Origin of the sequence: Actinoplanes sp. NPDC051494, assembly GCF_044454705.1 — a bacterium.
Taxonomy (GTDB): Bacteria; Actinomycetota; Actinomycetes; order Mycobacteriales; family Micromonosporaceae; genus Actinoplanes.
Map to the genome: position 1 here is coordinate 117317 of NZ_JBITDZ010000005.1, position 26065 is coordinate 143381.

General features: G+C 71.7%; 27 protein-coding genes and 1 pseudogene. 15 read left to right on the forward strand and 13 right to left on the reverse strand.

Translation table 11 applies throughout. The annotated features are described in order from the left end of the window. Window positions 1-9 precede the first annotated feature (9 nt). From ACIA6A_RS19660 to ACIA6A_RS19670, 3 genes are all read left to right on the forward strand, one after another. A complete protein-coding gene (locus ACIA6A_RS19660; protein ID WP_396099138.1) occupies window positions 10-423 on the forward strand; it encodes a MarR family winged helix-turn-helix transcriptional regulator in 414 nt (137 codons plus the stop codon). A 410-nt stretch (window positions 424-833) separates the two neighbouring features. Next, the gene (locus tag ACIA6A_RS19665) at window positions 834-1391 is read left to right on the forward strand and encodes a hypothetical protein (RefSeq protein WP_396099139.1); all 558 of its coding nucleotides are present in this window, start codon (window positions 834-836) and stop codon (window positions 1389-1391) included. After that, the gene (locus tag ACIA6A_RS19670) at window positions 1361-1984 is read left to right on the forward strand and encodes a hypothetical protein (RefSeq protein ID WP_396099140.1); all 624 of its coding nucleotides are present in this window, start codon (window positions 1361-1363) and stop codon (window positions 1982-1984) included. The genes ACIA6A_RS19665 and ACIA6A_RS19670 overlap by 31 nt, the downstream gene beginning before the upstream one ends. A gap of 42 nt (window positions 1985-2026) precedes the next feature. Here the strand turns inward: ACIA6A_RS19670 and ACIA6A_RS19675 are convergent, their stop codons facing one another. The 5 genes from ACIA6A_RS19675 to ACIA6A_RS19695 all read right to left on the reverse strand — a co-directional run bounded on the left by ACIA6A_RS19675 (window position 2027) and on the right by ACIA6A_RS19695 (window position 5372). Then, complete coding sequence (locus ACIA6A_RS19675) at window positions 2027-2563, reverse strand: hypothetical protein (RefSeq protein ID WP_396099142.1); 537 nt, start codon at window positions 2561-2563, stop codon at window positions 2027-2029. A gap of 65 nt (window positions 2564-2628) precedes the next feature. Then, window positions 2629-3576, reverse strand: coding sequence for a TIGR03557 family F420-dependent LLM class oxidoreductase (locus tag ACIA6A_RS19680; RefSeq protein ID WP_396099533.1), 948 nt, complete (start codon window positions 3574-3576; stop codon window positions 2629-2631). Window positions 3577-3670: 94 nt separating this feature from the next. Further along, window positions 3671-4276 (reverse strand): DUF3618 domain-containing protein, encoded by a 606-nt coding sequence (locus ACIA6A_RS19685; RefSeq protein WP_396099143.1) that lies wholly within the window; start codon window positions 4274-4276, stop codon window positions 3671-3673. Next, complete coding sequence (locus ACIA6A_RS19690; protein WP_396099144.1) at window positions 4252-4662, reverse strand: phage holin family protein; 411 nt, start codon at window positions 4660-4662, stop codon at window positions 4252-4254. Before ACIA6A_RS19690 ends, ACIA6A_RS19685 begins: the two co-directional genes overlap by 25 nt. Beyond that, window positions 4659-5372, reverse strand: a complete 714-nt coding sequence (locus ACIA6A_RS19695; RefSeq protein ID WP_396099145.1) for a hypothetical protein — start codon at window positions 5370-5372, stop codon at window positions 4659-4661. Before ACIA6A_RS19695 ends, ACIA6A_RS19690 begins: the two co-directional genes overlap by 4 nt. Before the next feature lie 213 nt (window positions 5373-5585). Here ACIA6A_RS19695 and ACIA6A_RS19700 point away from each other — a divergent pair, with 213 nt between their 5' ends. Beyond that, window positions 5586-6815 (forward strand): sulfite oxidase, encoded by a 1230-nt coding sequence (locus ACIA6A_RS19700; RefSeq protein ID WP_396099146.1) that lies wholly within the window; start codon window positions 5586-5588, stop codon window positions 6813-6815. 7 nt (window positions 6816-6822) lie between these two features. Here the strand turns inward: ACIA6A_RS19700 and ACIA6A_RS19705 are convergent, their stop codons facing one another. From ACIA6A_RS19705 to ACIA6A_RS19715, 3 genes and pseudogenes are all read right to left on the reverse strand, one after another. Further along, on the reverse strand, window positions 6823-8565 hold the full coding sequence (locus ACIA6A_RS19705; protein ID WP_396099535.1) for an ABC transporter ATP-binding protein: 1743 nt from the start codon (window positions 8563-8565) through the stop codon (window positions 6823-6825). After that, on the reverse strand, window positions 8559-9215 hold the full coding sequence (locus ACIA6A_RS19710) for an ATP-binding cassette domain-containing protein (RefSeq protein WP_396099537.1): 657 nt from the start codon (window positions 9213-9215) through the stop codon (window positions 8559-8561). The genes ACIA6A_RS19705 and ACIA6A_RS19710 overlap by 7 nt, the downstream gene beginning before the upstream one ends. Window positions 9216-9426: 211 nt before the next feature. Then, window positions 9427-10146, reverse strand: a pseudogene (locus tag ACIA6A_RS19715) (ABC transporter transmembrane domain-containing protein); the annotation flags it as partial. A gap of 196 nt (window positions 10147-10342) precedes the next feature. On the opposite strand from ACIA6A_RS19715, the gene folP reads away from it, so the two are divergent. Beyond that, complete coding sequence (gene folP / locus ACIA6A_RS19720) at window positions 10343-11224, forward strand: dihydropteroate synthase (RefSeq protein WP_396099147.1); 882 nt, start codon at window positions 10343-10345, stop codon at window positions 11222-11224. Here folP and ACIA6A_RS19725 read toward each other — a convergent pair. Then, window positions 11207-11770 (reverse strand): TetR/AcrR family transcriptional regulator, encoded by a 564-nt coding sequence (locus ACIA6A_RS19725; protein ID WP_396099148.1) that lies wholly within the window; start codon window positions 11768-11770, stop codon window positions 11207-11209. The genes folP and ACIA6A_RS19725 overlap by 18 nt on opposite strands. A 100-nt stretch (window positions 11771-11870) precedes the next feature. On the opposite strand from ACIA6A_RS19725, the gene ACIA6A_RS19730 reads away from it, so the two are divergent. Further along, window positions 11871-13274, forward strand: coding sequence for an MFS transporter (locus ACIA6A_RS19730; RefSeq protein ID WP_396099149.1), 1404 nt, complete (start codon window positions 11871-11873; stop codon window positions 13272-13274). 122 nt (window positions 13275-13396) lie between these two features. Then, entirely contained in the window at window positions 13397-14542 is a 1146-nt protein-coding gene (locus tag ACIA6A_RS19735) for a HEAT repeat domain-containing protein (RefSeq protein WP_396099150.1), read from the forward strand. On the opposite strand, the gene ACIA6A_RS19740 is transcribed toward ACIA6A_RS19735, so the two are convergent. Further along, on the reverse strand, window positions 14532-14744 hold the full coding sequence (locus ACIA6A_RS19740) for a hypothetical protein (RefSeq protein WP_396099151.1): 213 nt from the start codon (window positions 14742-14744) through the stop codon (window positions 14532-14534). The two genes, ACIA6A_RS19735 and ACIA6A_RS19740, sit on opposite strands and share 11 nt — an antisense overlap. Window positions 14745-14909: 165 nt before the next feature. Here ACIA6A_RS19740 and ACIA6A_RS19745 point away from each other — a divergent pair, with 165 nt between their 5' ends. The 6 genes from ACIA6A_RS19745 (at window position 14910) to ACIA6A_RS19770 (ending at window position 20804) form a co-directional block, all read left to right on the forward strand. Next, window positions 14910-15908 carry a LacI family DNA-binding transcriptional regulator gene (locus ACIA6A_RS19745; protein WP_396099152.1) on the forward strand — a complete coding sequence of 333 codons (999 nt, stop codon included), beginning with the start codon at window positions 14910-14912 and terminating at the stop codon, window positions 15906-15908. 158 nt (window positions 15909-16066) lie between these two features. Beyond that, window positions 16067-17065 carry a LacI family DNA-binding transcriptional regulator gene (locus ACIA6A_RS19750; RefSeq protein WP_396099539.1) on the forward strand — a complete coding sequence of 333 codons (999 nt, stop codon included), beginning with the start codon at window positions 16067-16069 and terminating at the stop codon, window positions 17063-17065. Between the two features lie 249 nt (window positions 17066-17314). After that, entirely contained in the window at window positions 17315-18649 is a 1335-nt protein-coding gene (locus ACIA6A_RS19755) for an extracellular solute-binding protein (protein ID WP_396099153.1), read from the forward strand. Continuing rightward, window positions 18646-19572 carry a carbohydrate ABC transporter permease gene (locus ACIA6A_RS19760; RefSeq protein ID WP_396099154.1) on the forward strand — a complete coding sequence of 309 codons (927 nt, stop codon included), beginning with the start codon at window positions 18646-18648 and terminating at the stop codon, window positions 19570-19572. Before ACIA6A_RS19755 ends, ACIA6A_RS19760 begins: the two co-directional genes overlap by 4 nt. Window positions 19573-19582: 10 nt before the next feature. Then, window positions 19583-20470, forward strand: a complete 888-nt coding sequence (locus tag ACIA6A_RS19765) for a carbohydrate ABC transporter permease (protein WP_396099540.1) — start codon at window positions 19583-19585, stop codon at window positions 20468-20470. 133 nt (window positions 20471-20603) lie between these two features. After that, window positions 20604-20804, forward strand: a complete 201-nt coding sequence (locus ACIA6A_RS19770; protein WP_396099155.1) for a hypothetical protein — start codon at window positions 20604-20606, stop codon at window positions 20802-20804. 3 nt (window positions 20805-20807) lie between these two features. Here ACIA6A_RS19770 and ACIA6A_RS19775 read toward each other — a convergent pair whose 3' ends face one another. Both ACIA6A_RS19775 and ACIA6A_RS19780 read right to left on the reverse strand, forming a co-directional pair. After that, complete coding sequence (locus tag ACIA6A_RS19775; RefSeq protein WP_396099156.1) at window positions 20808-21362, reverse strand: pyridoxamine 5'-phosphate oxidase family protein; 555 nt, start codon at window positions 21360-21362, stop codon at window positions 20808-20810. A gap of 185 nt (window positions 21363-21547) precedes the next feature. Continuing rightward, window positions 21548-22951 carry a cation:dicarboxylate symporter family transporter gene (locus ACIA6A_RS19780; RefSeq protein ID WP_396099157.1) on the reverse strand — a complete coding sequence of 468 codons (1404 nt, stop codon included), beginning with the start codon at window positions 22949-22951 and terminating at the stop codon, window positions 21548-21550. 74 nt (window positions 22952-23025) lie between these two features. On the opposite strand from ACIA6A_RS19780, the gene ACIA6A_RS19785 reads away from it, so the two are divergent. After that, window positions 23026-24609 carry an ATP-binding protein gene (locus tag ACIA6A_RS19785; protein ID WP_396099159.1) on the forward strand — a complete coding sequence of 528 codons (1584 nt, stop codon included), beginning with the start codon at window positions 23026-23028 and terminating at the stop codon, window positions 24607-24609. Further along, window positions 24606-25292, forward strand: a complete 687-nt coding sequence (locus tag ACIA6A_RS19790; protein WP_396099161.1) for a response regulator — start codon at window positions 24606-24608, stop codon at window positions 25290-25292. Before ACIA6A_RS19785 ends, ACIA6A_RS19790 begins: the two co-directional genes overlap by 4 nt. Here the strand turns inward: ACIA6A_RS19790 and ACIA6A_RS19795 are convergent. Beyond that, the gene (locus ACIA6A_RS19795) at window positions 25289-26047 is read right to left on the reverse strand and encodes a GNAT family N-acetyltransferase (protein ID WP_396099162.1); all 759 of its coding nucleotides are present in this window, start codon (window positions 26045-26047) and stop codon (window positions 25289-25291) included. The genes ACIA6A_RS19790 and ACIA6A_RS19795 overlap by 4 nt on opposite strands. Window positions 26048-26065 lie beyond the last annotated feature (18 nt).

Here is a 26065-nt window from a genome sequence, read left to right on the forward strand (position 1 = left end):
GTTCTGTCAATGAGCGACCTCGCGGAGGACCTGCGATCAGCCGTCGGCGACTTCGTCCGGGGCATCCGGGCGCACGACACGATGCCGCCCGGTCAGGCCGCCGCACTCGGGCACCTGAGCCGGGCCGGGGACCTGTCGATCGCCGACCTGGCCCGCCACGAACAGGTGAAGCATCAGTCCATGACGCGTACGGTTGGCCTGCTCGCCGATCAGGGCCTGGTCACGCTCGGCGCGGCCGGCCACGACCGCCGCCGGGTCGTCGTCTCCCTCACCACGACGGGCACCGAGCGGCTCACCGCCGAACGCCACAGCCGCGCCGAGCGGATCGAGGCGGCCCTGGAGAGCCTGGACCCCGAGGAGCGGGCGATCGTCGCCCGCATCCCCGCCCTCCTGCGCAAACTGGTCCAGGACCCTCGCCCCTGAACTGCCACTTCGTAGCGCCCGGCAACACCTGATCGAGGCGCTCGCCGGGGTGCTGCCCGGTGACAGCCGTGCGCCAATTTTCCGGATTCTGCCAGCCTGCCGATGACCATCACAGGATTGACCCAAGAAAGCGGCGAGGGCTCACTGCGGGTTTACGTACGATAGGGCGATCGCCGGGCCGTAATGACCATTTCATACCGGTCGGACGCCAATCCCACGACCGAACGAGCTCATTGCTCATTGCTCCTTGCTATTGCTGCTGAACTGGACAGACTCAATCACCAGATGGGCCGGTACGCAGTGTTATACGCCTCACAATTTCTGAGAATACAGCCGTGGCGCCATAGAATCCCCGAGCCATTCCCTGAGATAACACTCAGGAAGTTTATGAAACGGGGACCATGTTGAAATTGAACCGATGGAGTGCGCCGACCCTCATCGCGGCCACGCTGGTCACACTGCTCGCCGCACCGGCGCCGGCCGCGGTCGCCGCGGACACCGACACTCCGCTGGTGCCGGCCGAGGCCGGGCCCGCGGGGAGCGACCTGCCCCTCGTATCCGGCCAGACGGGCTCTTCCGGGTCGGATGTCTCCGCGGCGGCCATCAGCGTCTGCACCGGCGGGATCGACTACCCGCACATCTCGGGCACCAGCGGCGTCACATACACGATCAGCGTCCACTTCGACGGGTCGTGCCGCACGACGCCGACGCAGCACAACATCTCCGGCAGCCTGTACCGGCACCGCTGGTACGGCTGGGAGCACCTGCGGTCCGGTAGCGTCACCAAGCCGACCGCCCGCAAGCTCCGCCTGCCGTTGAACAAGGGCTGCGATGGGGGCGCGCTGTTCCGGTACCGCGGTAGCGGCCGGTTCTACGCACTCGTCGGCAAGACGTCGTGGTCGCGCAGCTTCTACAACGAGAACGCGAAGGAGATCAAGTGCGTCCGTACCCCGGGCGCCTCGTCGTGACGGCAGGTCGCGGGCCGGCGGTAACAGCTCTGCTGGCGCTGACGGTGGCGCTCTCCGGCTGCGAAGGCGGCGGACCGGCGGCGCCCGGCCCCACCACGCCGAGTTCCTCCTCGCGTCCACCCGCGGGCTTCGTGCGCGTGCCGGACGTGTCGGAATTCGGCGGGCAACGCCCGATCGGGCTGATCGGAACGACGGAACTCGACCCGGTGGTCGCCACCGGGTGGAAAAGGTTCGGGATGGGCACCGACCTGGCGCCGCCGCGTCGCCTGCAGTGGAATACCGTCCCGGTCACCGACCAGGTACGGCTCCGGACACCGGTCGCGCCCGACTCGGTCAACGTGATCGGATTCCAGCGTGTCGGCGCCGACGGCATCCCCGACGACGCGCCGTCGGTCGACGCCCGGTGCGGAAAGCCGGCGACGACGGAGCTGAGCTGCCAGGTGGAACCGGGGAACGGCGAATACGTCGTACGGGTGACCGCACCCGCGACGATCGGCTACCTCACCATCCAGGCGACCTGGCTGGCCACGCCGGCCGACGGCACCGAGCCGGCGGAGGCGACCATCTCCTGGGTGGCTCGCAGCTCCGGCTGATCCGGTGGGGGCACGTTCGGCGAGTGTGCCCCCACCGGTGTCTCACCGCAGGACGGTCAGCGGCAACGTGTCCAGGTCGCGTTCATCCAGGTACCGGTCGAGCGGGACCGGGGCGGTGCCCGGCGTATCCGACCAGTCCTCGGTCCGCAGCGCCCGCAGCATGCGGCCGGCGGCGACGCGATGAGCGCGGCCGTCCTCCAGCACCAGGACATCACCGGCGTGGACGTCGGCTGGTTCGATCAGCTCGGCGGTGCGGAAGCGCCCGTTCCCACCGAAGGCGTCAACCGTCGTGCCGTCGCGACGCAACGTCAGGTGGAAGCCGTCACCGAGCCGGCCGAGAAGCACGATCGGGGGCACCAGGACGACGTCCGGCAGATCGGTACCGTACCCCGCGTCGCCGAACAGGCTCAGCGGCAGCGCCCCCGGCAGGCAGTGCGGCTCGACGCCGTCCGGGCCGTGCCAGGCCTGCGACACGGTACGGAAAAGACCCGTCGCGTCAAGCACGACGTCGTGGTCGGCGAGCTGCCAGGGATCGGCCACGGCCGGCAGCGTCGCGTACAAGGACTCCCGATCTGTCACCCGTCAGATCGTGTCACACCCCCGGACCGCCTCGACCGCGCGGATGCCCGCCACCGACGAGCCGGTCACAGCATCTTGCTCAACGTCTTCTCGAAGAAGCCGAGGAATCCGTCCGGGTCCGGTCCGGCGTTCTGCAACACGATGTGGTCGAAGCCGGCCTCGGTGTAGGTCCGCACCGCTTCGACGTACGGCTCGGGATCCGGGCCGACCGTGAACTGCTCGCGGATGTCCTCGGCCCGGACCGTCCGCGACGCGGCCTCGAAGTTGGCCGGGTTGGGCAGCTCGCTCATCACCTTCCAGCCGGTCAGCGCCCAGCGGGTGGTCCGCAGCGCCTCCTCGACCCCGGCCTGCTCGGTCGTGGCCCAGGCCATCGGCACCTCGGCGTACCGCGGGCCGGCACCGCCACCGTCCCGGTAGGTCTCGACCAGGTCGGCCCGCGGCTCGGTGGCGAACAGGCCGTCGCCCAGCTCGGCGGCCATGGCCGCGGCATTCTTGCCACCGGCGGCGACCGCGATCAGCGGGAGTTCGTCCGGCAGGTCGAAGACCCGCGCGTCCTCCAGCTGCAGATGCTTGCCCTCGTACGACTGGTAGCCGCCCTGCCACAGCAGTTTGATGATCTCGAGGGCCTCGCGCAGCCGCTCGTGCCGGCCGCGGACGCTCGGGAACCCCTGGCCGACGACGTGCTCGTTGAGCCGCTCCCCCGCACCCACACCGAGCGTGAACCGGTTGTCCGAGACGATGGCCAGCGTCGCTGCCGCCTGGGCGATGATCGCCGGGTGGTACCGCACGCTGGGGCAGGTGACGCCGGTGGCGAGCCCGATCCGGTCGGTCTTCGCGGCGATGGCGCCGAGCACGGTCCAGGCGAACGGCGAGTGGCCCTGCACGTCCAGCCAGGGGTGGTAATGGTCGCTGATCTCGACGAAGTCGAACCCGGCCCGCTCCGCGGCCACGGCCTGGCGGATCAGTTCCTGGGGCCCGAAACCCTCCGCGGACAGCTTGTATCCGAACTTGATGGTCATGAGCTGCAGGGTTCCCGCCGGGAAGCGGGACAAACGGCGAACGCCGGGCCTGGTGGCGGCCCGGCGTCCGCGGATCCCGCGGTGCCGCTCAGGAGCGGGCTTCACCCACGGCGTGCCTGCTCTGGTCCTTGACGTCGGCGGCCGACGACTGTGCCTGGTCCCGGGTCGTCTGCGCCGCGTCGGTCGCGGTGTTCTTGACCTCGGTGGCGGCCTCGCGCACCGTGCCGGTCAGGTCGTCCTTCATCTCGGTGACGACCTCCTTGGCCTTGTCGGTCAGGTCGCCGCTGTGCTCCTTGAGCTGCAGGCCGGCCTGCTTCTCGGCGTCGGTGACCGGCATCAGCGTCGCGGCCAGCAGCCCGACGCCGAACGCGATCAGGCCCACGGCGAGCGGGTTGCCCTGCGCCTTGCGGGTGACCGCCCGGGGCGCGCCCTTGACCGCACCGGCGACGTCGTGCGCCTTCTCGGACGCGAGGTCGCCGAGGTCGGAGGCCTTGTCCTGGACGGTGCCGGCCGCGGAGTGCAGACCGTCGGTGGCGTGATCGGTGGTGCCCATGACTTTCTCCTTCACCGAGGTCAGGCGACGGCGCGCGACCTGCTTGGGGCTGGTCTTCTCGGCGAGCAGGTCGACGTCGCGCGTCAGCGACGCCCGGGTCTGCTCGATCTCCTGCTTCAGCCTGTCGGGTTCTTGAGCCATTGGGCGTCCTCCTTGATCGTGTCGACGGTGCGGTGCGGTACGGGGTCCACGGTCTTCAGCTGCTTGCGCCCGGTGGTGTACAGGACGGCGCCGATGACGCCCCAGACGACCGCGACGATGAGCGCGGCCCAGCCCGGGTCCATGACGTTGCCGAGCCCGAACACGACGGCGAAGCTGAGCAGCACCACGGCGAGGTAGCCGGCGAACCCGGCCCCGCCGAGCATGCCGGCGCCCTTGCCGGCCTTGGCCGCCTCCTGCTTGAGTTCGGCCTTGGCCAGCGCGACCTCCTGGCGGAACAGCGTGGAGACGTCCTGCGTGACGTTGCCGATCAGGTCACCGACCGAGGTGTCGGACACGTCGGTACGGTCGTTGGAGGGCGCTGTCATCGCGGGTACTCCTCGGTGACCACCACGGGCGTACCGGTCCCGGTCGAGGCGTAATCGGTGCCGGCCGTGTTGTAGCCGGGCGTGAGGTAGCCGGGGCTGTCGTAGCCCGGGGTGTCGTACGCCGGGCGGACATACTCGGCGCGGGGTGCCGGCGCCGGGTTCGTGCTGGTGAACGCGTCGGTCCCGGGCTTGCCGGCCTCGTCGGCCTGCATGACGCCCTTGCCGAGCCGGCCGATGACGAACCCGGCGGCCAGCGCGCCGGCCAGGAAGGCACCGGGGCGGCGGCGGGCGAACGCGCCGACCTCGCGCAGCACGCCGTCGGGGCCGTGGTGGTCGAGGTAGTCGGCGACCTGGCGGCCACCGTCGGCGACCCGGCCGACCACGGCCGCGGCGGGGGTGCCGGACCGGTCGCCGCGCATCTCGTCGAGCTGGCCCGCGAGATCGCGGATGCTCCCGGAGAGACGGTCGCTCTGCGTGCGCGCTTCCGTGGAGACGCGCTGCTTCACGTCCGAGGCGACGCCCCGGGCCTGGGTCTTCGCCTCGTGCGTGACGCGCTGCGCCTGGTGCCGGGCGGTGTCCTTGACGTCACCCGCGGCCTCGCCGGCGGCGCGAGCGCTCTCGCCGGCGACCTGCTTCGCCTGCTCCGTGACACCACCGGTGTCCGACGTGGTCCCGGCCGGATGGGTCCGGACCGGATAGGGGTCACTCATTGTTACCTCCAGGGGGTTCGTCCGCTTCGTTCTACGACCGATCAGCTACCCGCCGTCCCACCCGCCACACGTGTTTGCCATAGCGCAAACATGCCAGTTATTCCTGCTTAGAAACATCTTTCACGGGTACGCGCGACCGCGGCACCTTCTCCTATCGCACCTATCGAATTAGGATACTGGAACCCGTCACAACCCGTGCACAAAGGAGTGTCCATGATGGATGAAGCGAGCTACGATCTGCGGCGTCTGCGGCAATGGCTCGACGGCCGGGCCCGCGGTTTCTCCCGGCGCGACCTGCTCAAGCTGACCGCCGCGGCCGGCGTCGGCACCGCCACGATCGCCACGGTGGACGGCACCCCCGCGGCCGCCGCCGGGCCGATCGTCAAGCCGCTGCCGCCGGAGCTGTTCACCGTGCTCGGCACGAACGCGGAGATGCGCTGGTCCGCGATGGCCGGGCAGGGCTACCTCGTACCGATCGACCGGTTCTTCGTCCGCAACCACACCAGCACCCCGATCATCGACCCGGACACCTGGCGGCTGCACCTCACCGGCGCCGGGCTGACCCGGGGACCGGTCGACTACTCGTACCGTGACCTGCGCCGTCTCCCCGCGCACACGGTGACCGCCGCGGTCGAGTGCGCCGGCAACGGTCGCAGTTTCTTCACCACCCAGCAGGGCCGGACCGTCTCGGGTACGGCCTGGCAGCTCGGCGCCGTCGGCGTCGCCCGCTGGCGGGGCGTGCGGCTGTCCACACTGCTGCGTCACGCCGGGCTGGGCGGCAACGCGGTCGACGTCATGCCGGCCGGCCTCGACCCGAACTACGTGACCGGGGGCGTCGACCTCGGCCCGGTGCGCCGCCCGTTGCCGGTGCGCAAGGCGCTGCGTGACGTGCTCGTCGCGTACGAGATGAACGGGGAAGCCCTGCCGGCCGACCACGGCGGACCGGTCCGCCTGATCGTGCCGCACTGGATCGGTATCGCGTCGATCAAGTGGCTGGGCAGCATCGAGGTCGCCGACGAGCCGCTGTTCTCGCCCTGGAACACGCAGTTCTACCGGCTGTTCGGGCCCGGCTTCCCGGCCGAGGGACAGCCGTTCGACCGGCAGGTCGTCAAGAGCGCGTTCGAACTGGACCGCGGCGCGCAGGTGGTCGCCGGGCGGCACACCCGGCTGCGCGGGCGGTCCTGGTCGGCCGGCGGGGCGATCCGGCACGTCGACGTCAGCACCGACGGCGGCACGAACTGGCGCCGCGCCCGGCCGGTGGGCGGCAGCGAGGGCGCCGCGTGGCAGCGCTGGGAGGTGGACTGGCGGCCTACGGCGGGCGAGCACGAACTCCTCGCCCGGGCCACCGACCGGCGCGGCAACACCCAGCCCGACGTGGCCGTCCACAACACCCTCGGCTACCTGTTCGACGCCGTGGTGCGGCACCCGGTGGTCGCGGTCTGAGCCGGCGTCAACCGTGCCAGGTGCGCCACAGCGCCGCGTAGGTGCCGCCGGCGGCCACCAGCTCGTCGTGCGTGCCCAGCTCGACGAGCCGGCCCGCCGCCAGCACCGCGACCCGGTCCGCGTCGTGCGCGGTCTGCAGGCGGTGCGCGATCGCGATCACCGTACGGCCGTGCAGCACCGCGCCCAGCGCCCGCTCCGTGGCCCGGGCCTTCGCCGGGTCGAGCAACGCCGTCGCCTCGTCGAGCACCACCGTGTGCGGGTTCGCCAGCACCACCCGGGCCAGGGCGAGCTGCTGCGCCCCGGCACCGCCGAGGGTGAAGCCGTCGCCGCCCAGCACGGTGTCCAGCCCGTCCGGCAGGTCGTCCACCCAGTCCGCCCCCACCACCTCCAGCGCCGCCAGCAGCTCCGTGTCGGTGGCGTCGGGCGCGGCCAGCACGAGGTTGTCACGCAACGTCTCCCGGAACACGTGGTGCTCCTGGGTGACCAGCACGACCTGGCGGCGCAGCACGTCCGGGGGCAGCGCCGCGACCGGGACACCCCCCGCGGTCACCGTGCCGGCGCGCGGGCGGTCCACTCCGGCGAGCAGCCGGCCCAGCGTCGACTTGCCGGCACCGGACGGGCCGACGAGGGCGAGGCGTTCCCCCGGGCGCACGGTCAGGTCCACCCCGCGCAGGACGTCGCCGTCGTCGTACGCGTACCGCACGTCGCGTACCTCGATCCGGTCCCCGGCCGGGAGCGGGCCGTGCTCACCGCCGGTTCCCGGGGCCGGCCGCAGGCCCGCGAGACCTTCCAGGCGCGCGAACGACGCACCGCTGGCCTGCAGCTGTTCCAGCCAGATCAGCACGGTGTCCATCGGGATGGCGAGCTGGCGCAGGTACAGCGCGGCGGCCGCGACCTGACCCAGCGTGAGCTGGCCGTGCATGTACATGACACCGCCGAGCAGCAGCACCGCCACGACCGGCAGTACGAACGACACGTCCACCGCGGGATAGAACACGTTGCGCAGGAACAACGTACGCAGGCGGGTGGTGCCGGCCCGGTCCAGCGCGACCCGGCCCGCGTCGGCGCGGCGTTCCCGCAGGCCCAGGGCCTCGACCGTACGGGCACCCGCGACCGCCGCCGTGAGCTCGTCCGCCAGCGCGGACCCGGCCTCGCCCTCGTCGAGGTACGCGGCGGGCGCCCGGCGCAGGTACCAGCGGGTGGCGAAACCGATCCCGGACAGGCACAGCGTCCCGGCCAGTCCCAGCACCGGGTCCACGAGGAACACCGCCGCCAGGATGAGCACGCCCTGCCCGGCGGCGATGAGCACCTCCGGCACCGCGTCGCGCAACGTGGTGGCCACCGTGCCCACGTCGACGGTGCCCCGGGCGGCGAGGTCACCGGCGGGCACCCGCTCGGCCACCGCGGGCGGCAGGGCCAGGATCCGGTCGAGGAACCGTTCCCGGACCCGGGCCGCCGTACGTTCCCCGAAGCGGTAGCCGGCGGCCAGTGCCGAGCGGGACAGCAGCAGCTGCACGGCGGTGCACAGCAGGATCGCCAGGGCGAGCCGGTCCACCACCCGGACCGAGGCGCCGCCGCGCACGACCACGTCGACGATGTGGCCGAGCAGCCACGGCCCGGCCAGCGCGGCGGTCGCGGCGACCATGTTGAGCACGACCACCCCGGTGACCGCCCGCCCGTCGTCGCGCAGCAGGGCGAACGCGGCCGACCGGGCCCGGCCCCGCCCGGCGACCGGCAGTGGGGTCACCACGCGGCCCCGGTGGTCGCGGCCGCACCCGCCGTCCGGGTGACCAGGGCGCGGTACCCGGGTTCGGCACCCAGCAGCTCGCGGTGCGTGCCGGCGGCGGCGACCCGGCCGTCGACGAGGTAGTAGACGACGTCGGCGCGGTCCAGCATCGCCGGCGAGGTCGTGGTGACCAGTGTGGTCCGCCCGGCCCGCACCGCGCGCAGCCGCTCGGCCATCGCCGCCTCGGTGTGCGCGTCGACCGCGGACGTCGGTTCGACCGCGAGCAGGATCTCCGGGTCGGCGAGCAGGGCGCGGGCCAGCCGGACCCGCTGACGCTGGCCGCCGGACAGGTTGCTGCCCCGGTCGGCGACGACCGACGCGGCCCCGTCGGGCAGCCCGCGCAGGAGGTCGCCGGCCGAGGCGGCGGCCAGGGCCCACTCCACCTCGGCGAAGTCGGTGGCGAACCGGCCCGCGACGACATCGCCCAGGGTGCCGGTGAACAGGTACGCCTCCGGGTCGGCGACCAGCACCCGGTCCCGCACCGCGAGGGTGTCGACCCGCTCGCCGCCCCACGTGACGTCGGTGGCCCCGTACCCGCCGAGCCGGTCCACGATCGCGGCCGCGTCCGCGGTGCGGGCGGTGGCGAGCACCGCGAACAGCCCGGGCGTGACCACCACCCCGGAGCGCGGGTCGGCCAGTGATGACGGGCAGCGCGGCGGCGGCCCCTCGCGGGGGGGCCTCGGCGGGCAGCCGCAGGAAGCCGAGGACCCGGCGGCCGGCGACCAGCGCGTGGCCGATGTCGAAACCACCCTCGATGAAGAACGCGACCGGGACGACGAGGATCGCGGCGTATCCCCAGACCGCGATCAGGTCACCGGCGGTGATGGTGCCGGCCACGGCCATCCGGGCGGCCAGCCAGATCACCACGGCCAGGAACAGCGCGGGCAGGCCGACACCGAGCGCCTGGATCCAGCTGGTCACCGCCCCCACCCGGTAGCCCTCCCGGGTCACCGCCCGCGACTGCCGGTGGTAGCGGGCGGCGAAGCCCTCCTTGCCGCCGAGCCCGTTGAGCACCCGCAGGCCGCCGACGACGTCGACCAGCCGGTCCGCGAGCGCGCCCTGATGCTCGCGGTAGCGGAACCCGGTGCGCTGCAGGCGGTGCAGCATGGGTCCGACCACGAGCGCGAGCACGGGTACGCCGGCCAGCACCGTCACCGCCAGCACCGGGGAGATCCGCAGGAGCAGGACGGCGACGATCCCGTACGCGACGCCGGCCCCGATCCCCGGGCCGGTGACGGTCAGCGCCTGCGCGAGCACCCACACGTCGGCCACCCCGATCGTGACGACCTCGCCCGCGCCGACCCGCCGCGGCAGCGCGGAGCCCAGCCCGGCGGCGTGACCGAGCACCGCGCGGATCGTCCGGAACGCGGCGTCGTGCCGGATCCGCGTCATGGTGCGGTGCCGCAGCAGCCCGAGCCCGGCGTTGACCAGCCCGGCGACCAGCAGGGCGGCCACCCACGCGGCGAGCACCGGCAGGTCACGCCGTTGCAGGCCACGGTCCACCGCCTGGGCCAGCAGGTACGGCGGCAGCGTCAGCCCGGCCATCCATGCGGACCCGATCAGCGCCCCGGCCAGGATACGGGTCTTCTGCCGCCCGGCGAGCCACCACAGGTACCACCACGGGCCTCGTAGATCGGCAACCGCGAGTCCCGTCTCCGTCACGCCCTGCAGCCTATTGCTCCCGGATCATCGTGGGGAACCCCCGCATCCCGGACCTCCGGGCGCGGGTTAGTCTCGCGACGTGAGCCACTACGAACCCCCGCTGATCAGCGCGCACCGGGTCATCGGCGGCCGGTCGTACGACTTCTCCCGCCAGGTCGCGGTGATGGCGATCGTCAACCGGACCCCGGACTCGTTCCACGACCGGGGGCGTACGTTCGCGCTGGCGAAGGCGAAGGAGGCGGTCACCGCGGCGGCGGAGGCCGGCGCGGACTGGATCGACATCGGCGGGGTGCCGTTCGCCCCCGGGCCGGAGGTGTCCGTCGCCGAGGAGCTCGACCGGGTGCTGCCGGTGGTGCAGGCGGCCCAGGGTCTCGCGGTGGTCTCCGTGGACACCTACCGCCCCGAGGTGGCCCGGGAGGCGATCCGGGCCGGCGCCGGCGTCGTGAACGACACGTCGGGTCTGCGGGACGTGCGGATGGCCGAGGCGGTCGCGGGCACGGACGCCACGCTGGTGATCACGCACAGCCTGGCGGCGCCGCGGACGGCGTACCCGAGTCCGCGCTACGGCGACGTGGTGGCCGAGGTCGCCGCTTTCCTGCGGTCGCGGGTGGCGCTCGCCCTGGAGCACGGGGTGCGCCCGGAGCAGATCATCGTCGACCCCGGGCCCGATCTGAACAAGAACACCCGGCACACCCTCGACATCACCCGCCGTTTGCCGGAGATCGCGGACATCGGCCATCCCCTGCTGGCGGCGGTGAGCAACAAGGACTTCATCGGCGAGACCCTCGACGCTGGCCAGGGCGAACGCCTGTCCGGCACCCTGGCCGCGGTGGTCTTCTGTGTCCTGAACGGGGCGCGGATCGTGCGCGTGCACGACGTCGCGGCCACGGTGGACGCGGTGCGGATGACCGAGGCCATGCTCGGTTTCCGCGAGCCCGCCTACCTACGGCACAACATCTGACCCCGGACCCTGTTCGTACGTCAGCAGCTCCGTCATCCACGACTCCTGGACCACCGCGTCGGGGCCGATGACGCGCATGGCACCGAGCACCGTGAGCAGCATGCCCTGGGCCAGGAAGCCGCGGATCTCGCCGGCGGACGCCCCGGTCAGCGCCTGGACCGTGCGGTAGATCCCGCCGTAACAGGTGCGCACCGCCGGCCCGATGGCCGGGTCCCCGCCCGCGGCGAAACCGTGCAGCAGGACGGTGATCAGGTCCCGTTCGGAGAGCAGGTCCTCGTAGGCCCTGCCCAGGCCGGGAATGGTCGGGTCGGTGCGCGCCGCCTCGTGGAAACGCTCCTCGACCCGGTCGGCGGCATACCGGACGGTGGCCAGGAACAGGGCCTGCTTACTGCCGAAGAGCCGGATCACGTACGGCTGGGAGACCCCGGCGAGACGGGCGACCTGGTCGGTGGTGGTTCCGGCGTATCCCCCGGTGGTGAACGCGGTGACGGCCGCCCTGATCAGCTGGTCGTGACGCTCTTCGGCGGTGAGTCGTTGCTTGGGCACCGAACGAGCTTATCAGTCGATAACAACCTGTCATTGACAAGTTATCAGTGGATAACTATCTTCCTAGTTATCAGTCGATAACAAGTTGTTGGGAACTCCTATGACCACGCTCGCCACACCGGCGCCGGCCGCCGCCCAGCGCGGCGACCGGCCCCTCGCCGCGGTCCTCGCCGCGGTCGGCATCCCGATCTTCATGGTCACGCTCGACAACCTCGTGGTGACCACGGCACTGCCGGTCATCAAGAGCGAGCTCGGCGCCTCGCTCACCGACCTGCAGTGGTTCGTCAACGCGTACACGCTGCCGTTCGCCGCGTTCCTGCTCACCGCGGCCGCGCTCGGCGACCGGATCGGCCGGCGGCGGATGTTCGTCGGCGGCATCGTGCTGTTCACCCTGGCCTCGGCGGCGGCCGCCCTGGCCACCGAGCCGTGGATGCTCACCGCCGCCCGCGCCGTGCAGGGCCTCGGCGGCGCCGCCGTGGCACCGCTGTCACTGACCCTGCTCGCCCAGGCCGTCCCCGACCGGATGCGCAACGCCGCGGTCGGCATCTGGGGCGGCATCAGCGGCCTCGGCGTCGCGGTCGGCCCGGTCGTCGGCGGCGCGGTCGTCGAGGGCCTCGACTGGTCCTACATCTTCTGGCTCAACGTGCCGGTCGGCGTCATCGCGGTCATCCTCGCCACCACCGTCCTGCGCGAGTCCCGCGGCGGCGCCCGCCGGCTCGACCCGCTCGGCCTCGTGCTGTCCGCGGCCGGCATGCTGCTGCTCGTCTGGGGCGTCGTCGACGGACCCGATCACGGCTGGGCCTCCGGCCGGGTGCTCGGCATGCTCGCCGGCGGCACCGCCCTCATCGCCGGTTTCCTGCTGTGGCAGTGGCGCAACCCGGCCCCGATGCTGCCGCTGTCACTGTTCCGCTCCCGCGGCTTCAGCCTGGTCACCCTCGTCACGCTGACGTTCTCGGCGGGCGCGTTCGGCTCGGTCTTCCTGCTCGCCCAGTTCTTCCAGGTCGTCCAGGGCCTCAGCCCGCTCGAAGCCGGCCTGCGCACGCTGCCCTGGACCATGGCCCCGATGGTGGTGGCCCCGCTCGCGGGCATCTTCGCCGACCGCCTCGGCCTGCGGAACCTGATCGTGGCGGGCCAGGTCTCCCTCGCCGCGGGCGTGCTCTGGATCGCGCTCGCCACCAGCACCACGGTGACCTACGGCGACCTGGTGGTCGCGTTCGCGCTGGCCGGCATCGGCATGGGCCTGACGTTCGCCCCGATCAGCACCATGGCCCTGTCCAGCGTCACCGAACAGCAGCGCGGCGTGGCCTCCGGCACCAACAACACCATCCGCGAACTCGGCGTCGCGGTCGGCGTGGCGGTCCTGGCCTCGGTCTTCACCTCCAACGGCGACTACACCTCCAGCCAGTCCTTCGTCGACGGCATCGTCCCGGCCGTCCTGGTCGGCGCGGCGGTCATCGCCGCCGGAGGGGTGGTCGCCCTCTGGCTCCCCCGCCGCCCCGGCTGACCCGCACCGCCCGTCCCGGGGACCTCGGGAGCCCCGGGACGGTGACCCGGACGACCAGGGGCGATGATCACCTCTGGCGGTGAGGGGCCGTTTCTGTCGTACCCGGCTGTTAGGTTCGGCCGGTGTTCGATTCGCTCACGTGTGCGTACGGTCCGGCGACCGATGTCCCCGAGATGCTGGCGGCCCTGCGGTCGCCCGACGACGAGCGGCGTGCGTTCGGGCGGTCCGAGCTGGGGCACATGCTCGCCCACCAGGGTGCGAAGTATGAGGCCAGCGTCGCCGCGGTGCCGTTCCTGATCGAGATCATGACCGATCCCGGTTCGGCCGGGCGCCACGAGGCCTACGAGCTGCTCGCGCTCATCTCCGACAACGACCGGTTCCCGCTGCAACGGACCCGCGCCTCCGGGCCGGCGCTGTGGCAGCTGACCCGGCGCCGGTTCGAGTGGCGGCTGTCGCGCCGGCCTGCGGATCCGGCCGAGCACTACTCGTGGCACACCGGGGAGCTGGATCCGCCCGCGACCGCGGATCACAGCTGGCAGGTCCGGGCCTATACGGCGGTCGGGGCCGGGCTCACGGCGTACGTGACGCTCCTGGACGACCCCGACCCCCGCCTGCGCGCCGCCGCCGCACACCTGATCTCCGCGCACCCCTCGCCGGCGGCCGTGCCGGCACTGCTGGCCCAGCTGACCGTCGAGAGCAGCCCGATGGCCGCCGCGTCGCTCTGCATCGCGGCGGGGCAGTGCGGCGAGGTCGGCGACCCGGCCCTGCACCGCGTGCTCGCCCTGTGGCGCGACGCCCCGCACCGCCTCGCCCACCTGTCGGCGCTGATGGCGCTGGCCCAGCTCACCGACACCCCGGACGACGACATCCTCACCGAGCTCACCACCTGCGTCGTCGAGCCGGACGACTGGATCGACGACTGGCCGTTCCACGGGGAGGCCTCCTACGGCGCCTGCTGGGCGCTTGAGACGCTGTCCCCGGCCGACAACCCGCGGCTGACCGGGATCCTGTTCGACAAGCTGCGGCACCACCGGTCGGAGGGCTTCTACTACAACATCGTCGAGTTGCTGATCGGCCTGCTGTTCCCGGACGGCCCGCCGGCCGACCCGGTGCGCTTCGCCGACCTCACCGGAGAGCAGCGGGAGCTGGTCGAGCTCGCGGTCAAGCACCGGCTCCTCGAGGAGGAGCCGATGCCGAGCGCGTTCGCCGGGTGCAACCTGCCCACCGAGGAGGTCTCCCTGGCCGTGTGGGCCGAGCTCACTTCGTGACGGCCACGCGCCGTTTCCCGGTGCAGGGCAGCACGAACAGGTACAGGCCACTGGCGAGCAGCAGCAGGAGCGGCGGCACCGGGAGCAGCAGGACCCACGGGGCCGGCTCCTCCTGGGTCACGACCGCGACCGTGACGATGACGACGAGGATCGCGAAGGTCAGGGACAGCCAGCGGTGGCTCTGCCGGATCAGTTTGTTCATGGCGATCACGCTAGGGCCGGCACCCGGCCGGTCGCTTCTCGATTCCTGACCGGTCCGGACGACGTAACGGGTTTCCGCACGGAGTTGCCGGGTGGAGGTGGCGGGCCGGGTGACGGTGCGGAATACTTCCGGGACTTGGTACCGAAACTTACGAGGAGTTGACCCGTGGCCCGCGTCACCATCGCCGCGATCGCAACCGAGGCCGGGGTCTCGGTCCCGACCGTCTCCCGGGTCCTCAACGGACGCGCGGACGTCGCACCGCAGACTCGTGAGCTGGTCGAGAAGCTGCTCAAGCAGCACGGCTACCGGCGCCGCGCGTCCCGCCAGCAGGCCGGCCGGGCGGCCCTGGTCGATCTGGTCTTCAACGACCTCGACAGCCCGTGGGCGGTCGAACTGATCCGCGGGGTCGAGGACGTCATGCACGCCGCCGGGGTCGGCACGGTCGTCTCGGCGGTGCACCGGCGCTCGGCCGCCACCCGGCAGTGGCTGCAGAACCTGTACGCGCGCCAGTCCGACGGGGTCATCTTCGTGACCTCGGACCTGACCACACCGGTCTACGCCGAGCTGCAGCGCCTCAACATCCCGGTGGTGGTGGTCGACCCGGCCGGCGGCGCCCCGCTGGACATCCCGGTGATCGGCGCGACCAACTGGGCCGGTGGCCTGTCCGCGACCCAGCACCTGACGTCGCTCGGGCACCGCCGGATCGGTTTCGTCTCCGGACCGAAACAGCTGCTGTGCAGCCGGGCCCGGCTGGACGGATTCCGCGCCGGCCTCGAGCACGCCGACGAGAGCCTCATCCGGCAGGGCGATTTCCTGTACGAGTCCGGCTACACCTGTGGCATGTCACTGCTGGAGATGGCCGAGCCGCCGACGGCCGTCTTCGCGTCCAGCGACACCATGGCGCTGGGGGTCTACGAGGCCGCCCGGCACAAGGGACTGCGCGTGCCGGACGATCTGAGCGTGATCGGCTTCGACGACCTGCCGGAGGCACGCTGGGCCTCTCCCCCGCTGACCACGGTGCGCCAGCCGCTGGCCGAGATGGGCGCACTGGCGGCCCGGACCGCACTGCGCCTGGCCCAGGGCGCCGAGATCGAGGCGCCCCGGGTCGAGCTGGCGACCGAGCTGATCGTCCGCGACAGCACCGCCCCGCCCCGCGACCGGTAACCGCGGTCAGCTCACCGCCACGGGCCGGGGTGATCCGCGACCGTCGATAGTTTCGGATATCCGCGACGTGCTTGACCGTCATCGATTCCCCGCCTATGTTCCGGAAGAACTTCCACCCACCCGAAACTTCCGGAGGCGGGGGATGCACAGTGGACGACATGCGCCGGGTCACCATGGCGGCGGTGGCGCGGGCGGCCGGGGTGTCGGTGCCGACCGTCTCCCGGGTGCTCAACGGGCACCCCGACGTGGCGGCGCCGACCCGGATCCGGGTCGAGGCGGCGCTGCGCGAGCACGGCTACCGGCGCCGGGACGCGCGCCGCTCCGGGCGTACGGCACTGGTGGACATCGTCTTCGATGATCTCTACTGCCCCTGGTCGATCGAGGTGATCCGGGGCGTCGAGGACGTCGCCCGGGCGGCCGGGGTGGGCACGGTCGTCTCGGCGGTGCACCGTGCCCCCGCCGCGTGGCAGCGCTGGCTGGGCAATCTGCGTACCCGGTCGGCGGCCGGGGTGATCGCCGCCAACGCCGAGCTGAGCATCGGGGTCCTCGCCGAGCTCTCCCGGCTGCGGGTGCCGCTGGTGGTGGTCGACCCGGTGGCGACCGCCGGGGCGGGGGTGCCGACGATCGGGGCGACGAACTGGGCCGGCGCGCTGAGCGCGACCGAGCACCTGCTGCGCCTGGGGCACCGGCGGATCGGGTTCGTCGGCGGCCCGCCGCACGTGCTGTGCAGCCGGGCGCGCTTCGACGGTTACCGGGCCGCCGTCGAGGCGGCGGGCCTGGTGGCGGACCCGGCACTGGTGCGGCAGGGCGATTTCTACCACGAGTCCGGATACACCGCGGCGGCCGGGCTGCTGGCTCTCGCCGACCCGCCGACGGCGATCTTCGCGGCCAGCGACCAGATGGCGCTGGGGGCCTGCGAGGCGGTCCGCCGGCGCGGGTTGCGCGTCCCGGACGACGTGAGTGTGGTCGGCTTCGACGACGTCCCGGAGGCCCGGTGGGCGTCGCCCCCGTTGACCACGGTGCGTCAGCCCCTGCTGGAGATGGGCGCACTGGCCGCCCGCACGGTGTTACGGCTGACCGGGGACACCGGCCTGCCCGCGCACGGGGTGGAACTGCCCACCGAACTGATTACGCGCAGTAGCACCACCGGCCGCTGAAACTTCCGGGATCCGGGTCGCCGTTACCGGTAACCTCCCCGTGATCTTCGGGGCGTTCCGGATGGGAGCGATCCCACCCCGTCTCAAGTCGCCTTTTCGCGGTCCGTAACGAAGCCCACTGAGACCCTTGACACACCCCGGCCGAAACCCTACGTTAACGAAATCTCTCGATAACTTACGAGTTCTTTTCGAAACTTCCAGTGGCCGATCGCCGCAGAAACCGCGGCTCCGCGAGCATGGAGACAAAGCGTGGAACGCTCACCGATAAACCGACGTAACTTCCTCAGCCTCGTCGCCGGGACCAGCGCCGCGGCGGCACTCGCCGCCTGCGGCAGCTCCGGCCCCGGCACCTCCGGCGGTGGGGACAAGGGCAGCGGTACCAGCTTCTGGTACCTCACCGGCCAGCCCAACGAGGGCATCCGGGGTGCCACCGTCGAGCGGTTCAACAAGGCCAACCCGGACAACAAGATCACCCCGACCGCGTTCGCCAACGACGCGTACAAGGCGAAGATCAAGACGGCGATCGGCGCCGGCCAGGCCCCGACGCTGATCTGGGGCTGGGGCGGCGGTGGCCTCAAGAGCTGGGTCGAGGCCGGCCAGGTCGAGGACCTCACCTCGTGGTTCACCGAGAACGCCGCGGTCAAGGAGAAGCTGTTCCCGTCCTCGTTCGGCCCGGCGACCATCGACGGCAAGATCTACGCGATGCCGGCCGAAACCGTCGCGCCGATCGTGCTCTTCTACAACAAGGAAGTCTTCGCGAACGCCGGGGCGCAGCCGCCGCAGTCGTGGGGCGACGTCATGAACCTCGTCGAGGTCTTCAAGGCCAAGAACGTCGCGCCGTTCTCGCTGGCCGGGCAGTCCCGCTGGACCAACATGATGTGGCTGGAGTTCCTCTTCGACCGCATCGGCGGCCCCGAGGTGTTCGAGGCGGCCTACAACGGTGAGGCCAACGCGTGGTCCAACCCGGCCGCCAAGGACGCCCTCACCAAGATGCAGGACCTCATCAAGGCCGGCGGCTTCATCAAGGGCTTCTCCTCGATCGCCGCCGACGCCAACGCCGACCAGGCGCTGCTCTACACCGGCAAGGCCGCGATGATGGTGCACGGCACCTGGACCTACGGCAGCATGGCCGCCGACGGCGGCAACTTCGTCAAGGACGGCAAGCTCGGCTACATGACGTTCCCGCCGGTCGAGGGCGGCAAGGGCGACCCGAGCGACACCGTCGGCAACCCCGGGCAGTATCTCGCCATCTCCTCCAAGGCCACCGCGGAGCAGAAGGAGACCGCCAAGAAGTTCTTCACCACCGCGGTGCTCGACGAGACCGAGATCAAGTCGTTCGTCGACACCGGCTCCGTGCCGGTCGTCAAGGGCAGCGAGGCGGCCATCGCCTCCTCGAAGGACCCGGAGTTCCTCAAGTTCGTCTACGACACGTCGGTCAACGCGAAGGTCTTCGCCCAGTCCTGGGACCAGGCCCTCACCCCGACCGCCGCCGAGACCCTGCTGGACCAGATCGCCAAGCTCTTCCAGCTCGACATCGGCCCCGACCAGTTCATCGCCGCCATGAACGGGGTCATCGGGAAATGACGACGCTCGCTCCGCCCCCCGTACGGGTGGCCACGCCCACCCCTGACAGCGGCGGGCGGAGCGGCCCCGTCGCCTGGATGGCGATACCCGCGCTGCTCATGTTCCTGGGGTTCGGCGTGGTCCCGCTGCTCGGTGTGCTGGCGCTCAGCTTCACCACCTGGGACGGCATCGGCACCATCCAGCCGTCCGGGCTGGACAGCTGGCACGCGGTGCTCTCCGACCCGGGCCTGCCGCACGCCCTCACCGTCACCTTCCTCATCATGGGGCTGTCGTGGCTCGCCCAGACCCCGCTCAGCCTGCTGATCGGCGTGTTCCTCGCCGGCCACCAGCGCTACCGGGAGTTCCTGGCGGTGCTGTACTTCATCCCGCTGCTGCTCAGCTCCGCCGCGATCGCGCTGACGTTCAAGGCCCTGCTCGACCCGAACTTCGGCCTCGGCGCCGGGCTCGGCCTGCCGATCCTCGCGCAGGACTGGCTGGGCGAGAGCAAACTCGCCGTCGGCGTGGTCATCTTCGTGGTCTCCTGGCAGTTCATCCCGTTCCACTCGCTGATCTACCAGGGCGGGGTACGCCAGATCCCGGTCTCGCTGTACGAAGCGGCCCAGATCGACGGCGCCGGACGGCTGCGCCAGTTCTTCAGCATCACGCTGCCGCAGCTCAAGTACACGATCATCACGTCGTCCACGCTGATGGTCGTCGGCTCGCTGACGTTCTTCGACCTCATCTTCGTCCTCACCGCCGGCGGCCCCGGCGACGCGACCCGGGTCCTGGCCCTGGAGATGTACCGCAGCGGTTTCAAGGCCAGCCTCATGGGCCCGGCCAGCGCCATCGCGGTGATCCTGGTGTTCATCGGTCTCGGCCTCGCCCTGGCCCTGCGCCGCCTCGGCGGGGGCAGCGGCGACGACAGCCAGCTGGAAGGAGCCTGACGTGGCGACCATGACCACCCCGCCGGTGACCGTGGCGCCCGGACCCGGCACCGCACCCCCCGGACGGCCACGACGCCGCAAGCAGCGGAACTGGATCGGCGGTGCCGCCGGCTGGCTGTGGCTGATCATCGTGCTGCTGCCGATCTACTGGATCGTCATCACCAGCTTCAAGACCCAGAGCACGTACTTCGTGGAGAACCCGCTCGTCCCGCCGAGCGAGCCGACGCTCGAGAACTACCGCAGCGTCATCGAGGCCAACTTCCTGCGGTACTTCACCAACAGCGCGATCGTCACCCTCGGCGCGGTCCTGCCGGCCGTGGCGGTCTCGTTCATGGCCGCGTACGCGATCATCCGGGCCGGGGCCCGCAGCCGCTTCCTGCGGCTGACCAACTCGCTGTTCCTGCTGGGTCTCGCCATCCCGCTGCAAGCGGTGATCATCCCGGTCTATCTGATCATCATCAAACTGCAGATGTACGACACCCTGCTCGCGATCATCCTGCCCTCGATTGCGTTCGCGATCCCGCTGTCGGTGCTGGTGCTCGCGAACTTCATCCGCGACGTGCCCCGTGAACTGTTCGAGAGCATGCGGATGGACGGCGCCACCGAGTGGGGCACGCTGTGGCACCTCGCCCTCCCGCTGACCCGCCCGGCCCTGGTCACCGTGATCATCTACAACGGCCTGGGCATCTGGAACGGCTTCCTGCTCCCGCTGATCCTCACCCAGAGCCCCGACCAGCGCACGATGCCGCTCGCCCTCTGGGCCTTCCAGGACCAGTACGGCGTCAACGTCCCGGCGGTCCTCGCCTCGGTCGTGCTCAGCACCGTCCCGATCCTGGCGCTATACGCCATCGGCCGCCGCCAGCTCCTCAGCGGCCTGACCGCCGGGTTCGGCAAGTAGACGGCCCGTCCTGCCACGCCGGGGCTGTGAGAGGGCCGGCGTGGCAGGGCGGGTCATTCGGTGTTCCACCAGGTCGACGGGCCGGACGGCGATATTCCTCACATCGGGCCGGGGCCGGCCGATGGTCGCCTCCATGACAGCGATCAGTTCCGTCGGTGCGGGCGCGATGTTCGCCTTCCGGGTCGCCACGGGGGCCGCCACGCCCTCCGCGCCGGCCGAGCAGACCCAGGTCAGCGCTCAGGCCGACCTGCTCCAGCAGCTGATGGGCTCGCGCCTGCCAGCGGTCGCGGCCGCTCAGCTCTCGAACAGCACCGGCGTCGATCTGTACCTGTGACGGTCAGCCCCGGAACGCCGGGAGGCCGTCGATGCTGGTGGTGTTCTTCTTCGCCCGGTAGGCCGCCAGGTCGTCGTCGGTCCTGCGTCCGCTCCAGCGCAGCAGGGTGTCGCGGTCGCCCTCGTACGCCATCAGCGGCACCGAGTAACCGCACGAGTCGCTGACCCGGTGGACGTCGATCTCGACGACCGCGCGGGCACCGTGCGTGTCCGGTGCGTCCGGGAACAATGCCAGCTTCGCTGGGAACGCGTCGTCGGTGCGGGGCACGACGCGGCCGGTGCCGTGCAGCCGGACGATGTTCGGCGGGCCCTGGAACGCGCAGAACATGATGGTGATCCGGCCGTTCTCGGCGAGGTGGGCCGTGGTCTCCGCGCCGCTGCCGTGGTAATCGAGGTAGGCGACCCGGTGCTCGTCCAACACCACGAACGTGCCGCCCATGCCCTTCGGCGAGACGTTCACGTGGCCCCCGGGGCCGGCCGGGGCGGTGGCCACGAAGAACATCGGCTGCGCCTCGACGAAGTCTCGCAGCCGGCCGGTGATAGCGTCATGAAGCTTCATGCCACCATCCTGCCCGCACCCCCGGCCACGGCAACCGGGTTCCCACCCGGCACCGGACCGTCTCACGGGCCCGCCCCGCCGCGCCGGGAGGTCCGGGCGGGCGGGGCAGTCCTGCCGAGGGGCGGTCCTGCCGACGGGCGGCGGGAAAGGAACGGTAAGAGGGCCGGAGGATGGGTGGGCGGACGTCAGCGGACCGGGTCGCTGCCGGGTGGCACCGGGGTGGCCGCGGGAGTGCTGACCGCGGTCGCCTGGCTGGGGTCCGGGTCGGCGGGGGTGCCGTGGTCGTCGTCGACCATGGTGGATTCGTCGAAGGGGTCGTCGCCGGCGAGGACCGCGTGGGCCTTGGCCCGGTCGAATTCGCCGGTCCAGTTGCCGATCAGGACCGTGGCGACCGCGTTGCCGGCGAAGTTCGTCAGGGCCCGGGCCTCGGACATGAAGCGGTCGATGCCGACGATCAGGCCGACGCCGTCGAGGAGTTCGGGGCGGTGGCTCTGCAGGCCGCCGGCGAGGGTGGCGATGCCGGCGCCGGTGACGCCCGCCGCGCCCTTGGAGGCGATGATCATGAAGAGCAGCAGGGAGATCTGCTCACCGATCGCGAGCGGCTTGTCGAGGGCCTGGGCGATGAACAACGACGCCATCGTCAGGTAGATCGCCGTCCCGTCCAGGTTGAACGAGTAGCCGGTCGGGACGGTGATGCCGACGACCGGCTTGCTGACGCCGAAGTGTTCCATCTTGGCGATGAGCCGGGGCAGCGCCGACTCCGACGACGATGTCGACAGGATCAGCAGGAACTCGCGGCCGAGGTACTTGAGCAGCGCGAACAGGTTGATCCGGGCGAACAGCCAGAGCATCGCGGCGAGGATGCCGAACACGAAGATGGCGCAGGTGGCATAGAAGCCGAGCATGATCTGCGCGAGGCTCTTGAGCGCGTCGACGCCGGTCTCGCCGACCACCGCCGCGATCGCGCCGAACGCGCCGATCGGGGCCAGCCACATGATCATGGACAGGATCTTGAACACCAGCCGCTGGAACAGGCCGATGGCCCGCAGGATGGGCTCGCCGCGCGTACCCATCGTCTGCACGGCGAAGCCGACCAGCAGCGCGACCAGCAACGCCTGCAGGACCTGGCCCTCGGTGAGCGACGAGACCAGCGTGGTGGGGATGATGCCGAGCAGGAAGTCGGCCGTGCCCTCCCCGCCGGCGGTGCCGACGGCCTTCTGCCCGGCCGCCGCGGCGTCGGGGGTCAGGTGCAGGCCGGAGCCGGGGTGCACGATGTTACCGACGATCAGGCCGATGATCAGCGCCACCGTGGACATGGTCAGGAAGTAGCCGAGCGCGAGGCCGCCGACCTTGCCGACCCGGGCGGCCTGGCGCACCGAGCCGACGCCCAGCACGATCGTGCAGAAGATGACCGGGCCGATCATCATCTTGATCAGGTTGACGAAGCCGGTACCGATCGGCTTGAGCTCTTTGGCGACGTCGGGAAAGAGGAAACCGACGGCGATGCCGAGCGCGACCGCGGCGATCACCGCCACGTAGAGGAAGTGTGTGCGGTCCCGCCTGGCCGGAGCGGTGGTCTGGATTGCCATGCCGCAGACTGTGGTCTGGGTCTCATCGGAGAGCACCATTGCGTTCATTCTGTTCATCGACCGGAAACGCGGCTATGTCAGACCGGAAATCGTGGAGCATCGCGGGTCAGCTGTTCGCACTGCAGGTCATGGTGGTGACACTGCTCGTGGTCAGCGGTGCCGCCGGCGCTTTTCTGCTCGCCCGCCGTGACGCGCGCACCGCGGCGGTCCTGCAGGTGGGCGCCGTGGCCGAGACGATGGCCCGCTCCCCCGCGGTCGCCGACGCGCTGCGCACCAGCGACCCGACGGCCGTGCTGCAGCCGTACGCCGAGGCCACCCGCCGGGCCACCGGCACCGACTTCATCGTGGTGATGGCACCGGACCGCACCCGCTACACGCACCGGACCACCGCGCTGATCGGGCAGAAGTTCGCCGGCTCGGTCGACGCGGCGCTGGCCGGGGGTGTCGTCGTGGAGGAGTTCCGGGGCAGCCTCGGTGACTCGGTGCGCACCGTCGTGCCGATCCGCGCCGCGGACGGCCGGATCGTCGGGCTCGTCTCGGTCGGGATCACCACGAAGGCGATCAACGACAGCCTGCTGCGCCAGATCCCGGTGGTGGCCGCCGCGACCGCCGTCGCGATGCTGCTCGCCGGCGCCGGTTCCTGGCTGCTGAGCCGCCGGCTGCGGCGCCAGACCCGCGGGCTCGGCCCGGCCGAGATCACCCGGATGTACGAGTACTACGACGCGGTGCTGCACTCCGTGCGCGAGGGGCTCCTGGTGATCGACCGCGACGGCCGGGTGGCCCTGATCAACGACGAGGGACGGCGACTTCTCGGCGTACCGGAGAATGCTGACACGGACGGCCCGGCGGCGGACCTGGGTCTGCCCCGTGAGGCGGCCGACCTGATCGCGTCGCGGCGCGCCACGGTGGACGAGCCGGTCCTGGCCGGTGACCGGGTGCTGGTGGCCAGCCAGCGCGAGACCCGCTTCGAGGGCCGCGTGGTCGGCACCGTGCTCACCCTGCGCGACCACACCGAGCTGCGGGAGCTGACCGGCGAGCTCGACTCGGTGCGCGGGCTGACCGCGGCCCTGCAGGCCCAGGCCCACGAGGCGGCGAACCGGCTGCACACCGTGCTCACCATGGTCGAGCTCGGCCGCCCCGACGACGCCATCGAGCTCGCGACCGCCGAGCTGGCCCTGGCCCAGCAGCTGACCGACCAGGTGATGGGCGCGGTCGGCGAGCCGGCCCTGGCGGCGCTGCTGCTCGGGAAATCCGCGCAGGCCGGTGAACGCGGGGTCGAACTGACCGTGGTGAAGGAGTCACGGATCACCGGGGAACGGCTGCCCAGCCGCGATCTGCTCACGGTGGTCGGCAATCTGGTGGACAACGCGCTCGAGGCGGTGGCGCTGGCCGCCCCGCCGCGGCGGGTGCGCGTGCTGGTGCGCCAGGAGGAGGACGAGGTGCTGGTCAGGGTGAGCGACACGGGACCGGGGCTGACCCCCGAGCAGGCCGCCGCGGCGTTCCGCCGGGGCTGGTCGACCAAACCGGGCGAGGGACGCGGCGTCGGCCTGTCGCTGGTCCGGCAGGTCGCCGACCGGTACGGCGGCAGTTACGCGATCACGGCCGGGCCGGACGGGCGGGGCGCCGTGCTGACGGTGCGTCTGCCAGTGCCGTCATGAACCCGATCCGGGTCCTCGTGGTCGACGACGAACCGCTGATCGCCGAGGCGCACCGGGCGTACACCCAGAAGGTCCCGGGTTTCGAGGTCGTCGGGGTGGCCCACACCGCGCGGGACGCGATGGCGGCGTTGCGCGCCGGGCCGGTGGACCTGATCCTGCTCGACCTCAACCTGCCGGACAAGCACGGGCTCGAGGTGGCCCGCGCGCTGCGCACCGCGGGCAGCGGCACCGACGTGCTGGCGGTGACCTCGGCGCGCGACGTAGCCACGGTCCGCCAGGCGGTCGCCCTGGGGGTCACCCACTACCTGCTGAAGCCGTTCACGTTCGCGGCGTTCCGCGACAAGCTCGACCGGTACGCGCTGTACCGCGACCAGCTGCCGGGCAGCGGCGAGATCGCGGCCCAGCACGAGATCGACCGGGCGTTCGCCACGTTGCGCGGCTCCCCGCACGACAGCCTGCCCAAGGGGCTCGACGAGCACACCCTGGACCTGGTGCTCGCCGCGCTGCGCGGGCTGACCGCCCCGGCCGGGTTCTCGGCGGCCGAGGTCGCGGCCCGCATCGGCACGTCCCGGGTGACCGCCCGCCGGTACCTCGAACACCTCGCCGACGCGGGCCGGGTGCTGCGCACCCCCCGCTACGGCAGCCCGGGCCGCCCGGAGGTGGAGTACCGCCCGGCCACTTAGTACAGGTAGGTCCAGTGTTCGACGGTGTGGAAGCCCATCGCCTCGTACAGGGTCACGGCGGTGTCGCTGGACTGCAGGAAGGCCGTGGTGGCGCCGTCGGCGAAGCCGTCCCGCAGGATCCGCTCGGTGACCGCCCGGCCGAGCCCCCGCCGGCGGTGCTCCGGCCGGATGCCGACGTTGTAGACGCCGACCTGGTCCCCGGTCCGGGCGCCCAGGCCGGTGCCGATCGCGACCCCGTCCCGCTCGACGAGGTAACCGGTGCAGCCGGTGGCCCTCAGCTGGCTTTCCAGCAGCGTGCCGAACACCGCCCGGGGTGCCTCGAACGCCGCCGCCATGGTCGCGGCGTAGCGGTCACCGTCGACCGGGTCCGCCCTGCTGATCCTCACCCCGGCGGCCGGGGCGTCCGCGTACCGGACGTCGGTCGCCGGGCAGACCATCAGCGGCAGCACCTCACGTTCGCCCAGCTTGTGCTCCGCCGCGATGCGCAGCACGCCGGGGGTGGGCTCGCCGCGCACCTGCAGGCAGAAGTCCCACCCGAAACCGGGCATCCGCCGGGCGAGCCCGGCGATCTCCCGCTCGTCGGGCGCGGCCGGGCTGAACACGCCGTTCTCCAGGGAGATGTCGTTCGCGGTGACGAACAGGCGGGTGCCGCCCGCGGCGGTGTCGCTGTGCCCGCCCCCGGTCGCCGTCGCGAACGCGTGCATCACCTCGAACCAGCCCGCCGTGGCCTGGTCGCTCTCGGTCGAACCGATCATCCGCCCCACCTCCGCAGC

Excerpts from the sequence above, each read along its gene's own strand:
- ACIA6A_RS19660 (WP_396099138.1), top strand. The coding sequence starts at position 10 with ATGAGCGACCTCGCGGAGGACCTGCGATCAGCCGTCGGCGACTTCGTC.
- ACIA6A_RS19685 (WP_396099143.1), bottom strand. The coding sequence starts at position 4,276 with ATGGCTCAAGAACCCGACAGGCTGAAGCAGGAGATCGAGCAGACCCGG.
- ACIA6A_RS19690 (WP_396099144.1), bottom strand. The coding sequence starts at position 4,662 with ATGACAGCGCCCTCCAACGACCGTACCGACGTGTCCGACACCTCGGTC.
- ACIA6A_RS19695 (WP_396099145.1), bottom strand. The coding sequence starts at position 5,372 with ATGAGTGACCCCTATCCGGTCCGGACCCATCCGGCCGGGACCACGTCG.
- ACIA6A_RS19700 (WP_396099146.1), top strand. The coding sequence starts at position 5,586 with ATGATGGATGAAGCGAGCTACGATCTGCGGCGTCTGCGGCAATGGCTC.
- ACIA6A_RS19730 (WP_396099149.1), top strand. The coding sequence starts at position 11,871 with ATGACCACGCTCGCCACACCGGCGCCGGCCGCCGCCCAGCGCGGCGAC.
- ACIA6A_RS19740 (WP_396099151.1), bottom strand. The coding sequence starts at position 14,744 with ATGAACAAACTGATCCGGCAGAGCCACCGCTGGCTGTCCCTGACCTTC.
- ACIA6A_RS19750 (WP_396099539.1), top strand. The coding sequence starts at position 16,067 with ATGCGCCGGGTCACCATGGCGGCGGTGGCGCGGGCGGCCGGGGTGTCG.
- ACIA6A_RS19760 (WP_396099154.1), top strand. The coding sequence starts at position 18,646 with ATGACGACGCTCGCTCCGCCCCCCGTACGGGTGGCCACGCCCACCCCT.
- ACIA6A_RS19765 (WP_396099540.1), top strand. The coding sequence starts at position 19,583 with ATGACCACCCCGCCGGTGACCGTGGCGCCCGGACCCGGCACCGCACCC.
- ACIA6A_RS19770 (WP_396099155.1), top strand. The coding sequence starts at position 20,604 with ATGACAGCGATCAGTTCCGTCGGTGCGGGCGCGATGTTCGCCTTCCGG.
- ACIA6A_RS19775 (WP_396099156.1), bottom strand. The coding sequence starts at position 21,362 with ATGAAGCTTCATGACGCTATCACCGGCCGGCTGCGAGACTTCGTCGAG.
- ACIA6A_RS19780 (WP_396099157.1), bottom strand. The coding sequence starts at position 22,951 with ATGGCAATCCAGACCACCGCTCCGGCCAGGCGGGACCGCACACACTTC.
- ACIA6A_RS19785 (WP_396099159.1), top strand. The coding sequence starts at position 23,026 with ATGTCAGACCGGAAATCGTGGAGCATCGCGGGTCAGCTGTTCGCACTG.
- ACIA6A_RS19790 (WP_396099161.1), top strand. The coding sequence starts at position 24,606 with ATGAACCCGATCCGGGTCCTCGTGGTCGACGACGAACCGCTGATCGCC.
- ACIA6A_RS19795 (WP_396099162.1), bottom strand. The coding sequence starts at position 26,047 with ATGATCGGTTCGACCGAGAGCGACCAGGCCACGGCGGGCTGGTTCGAG.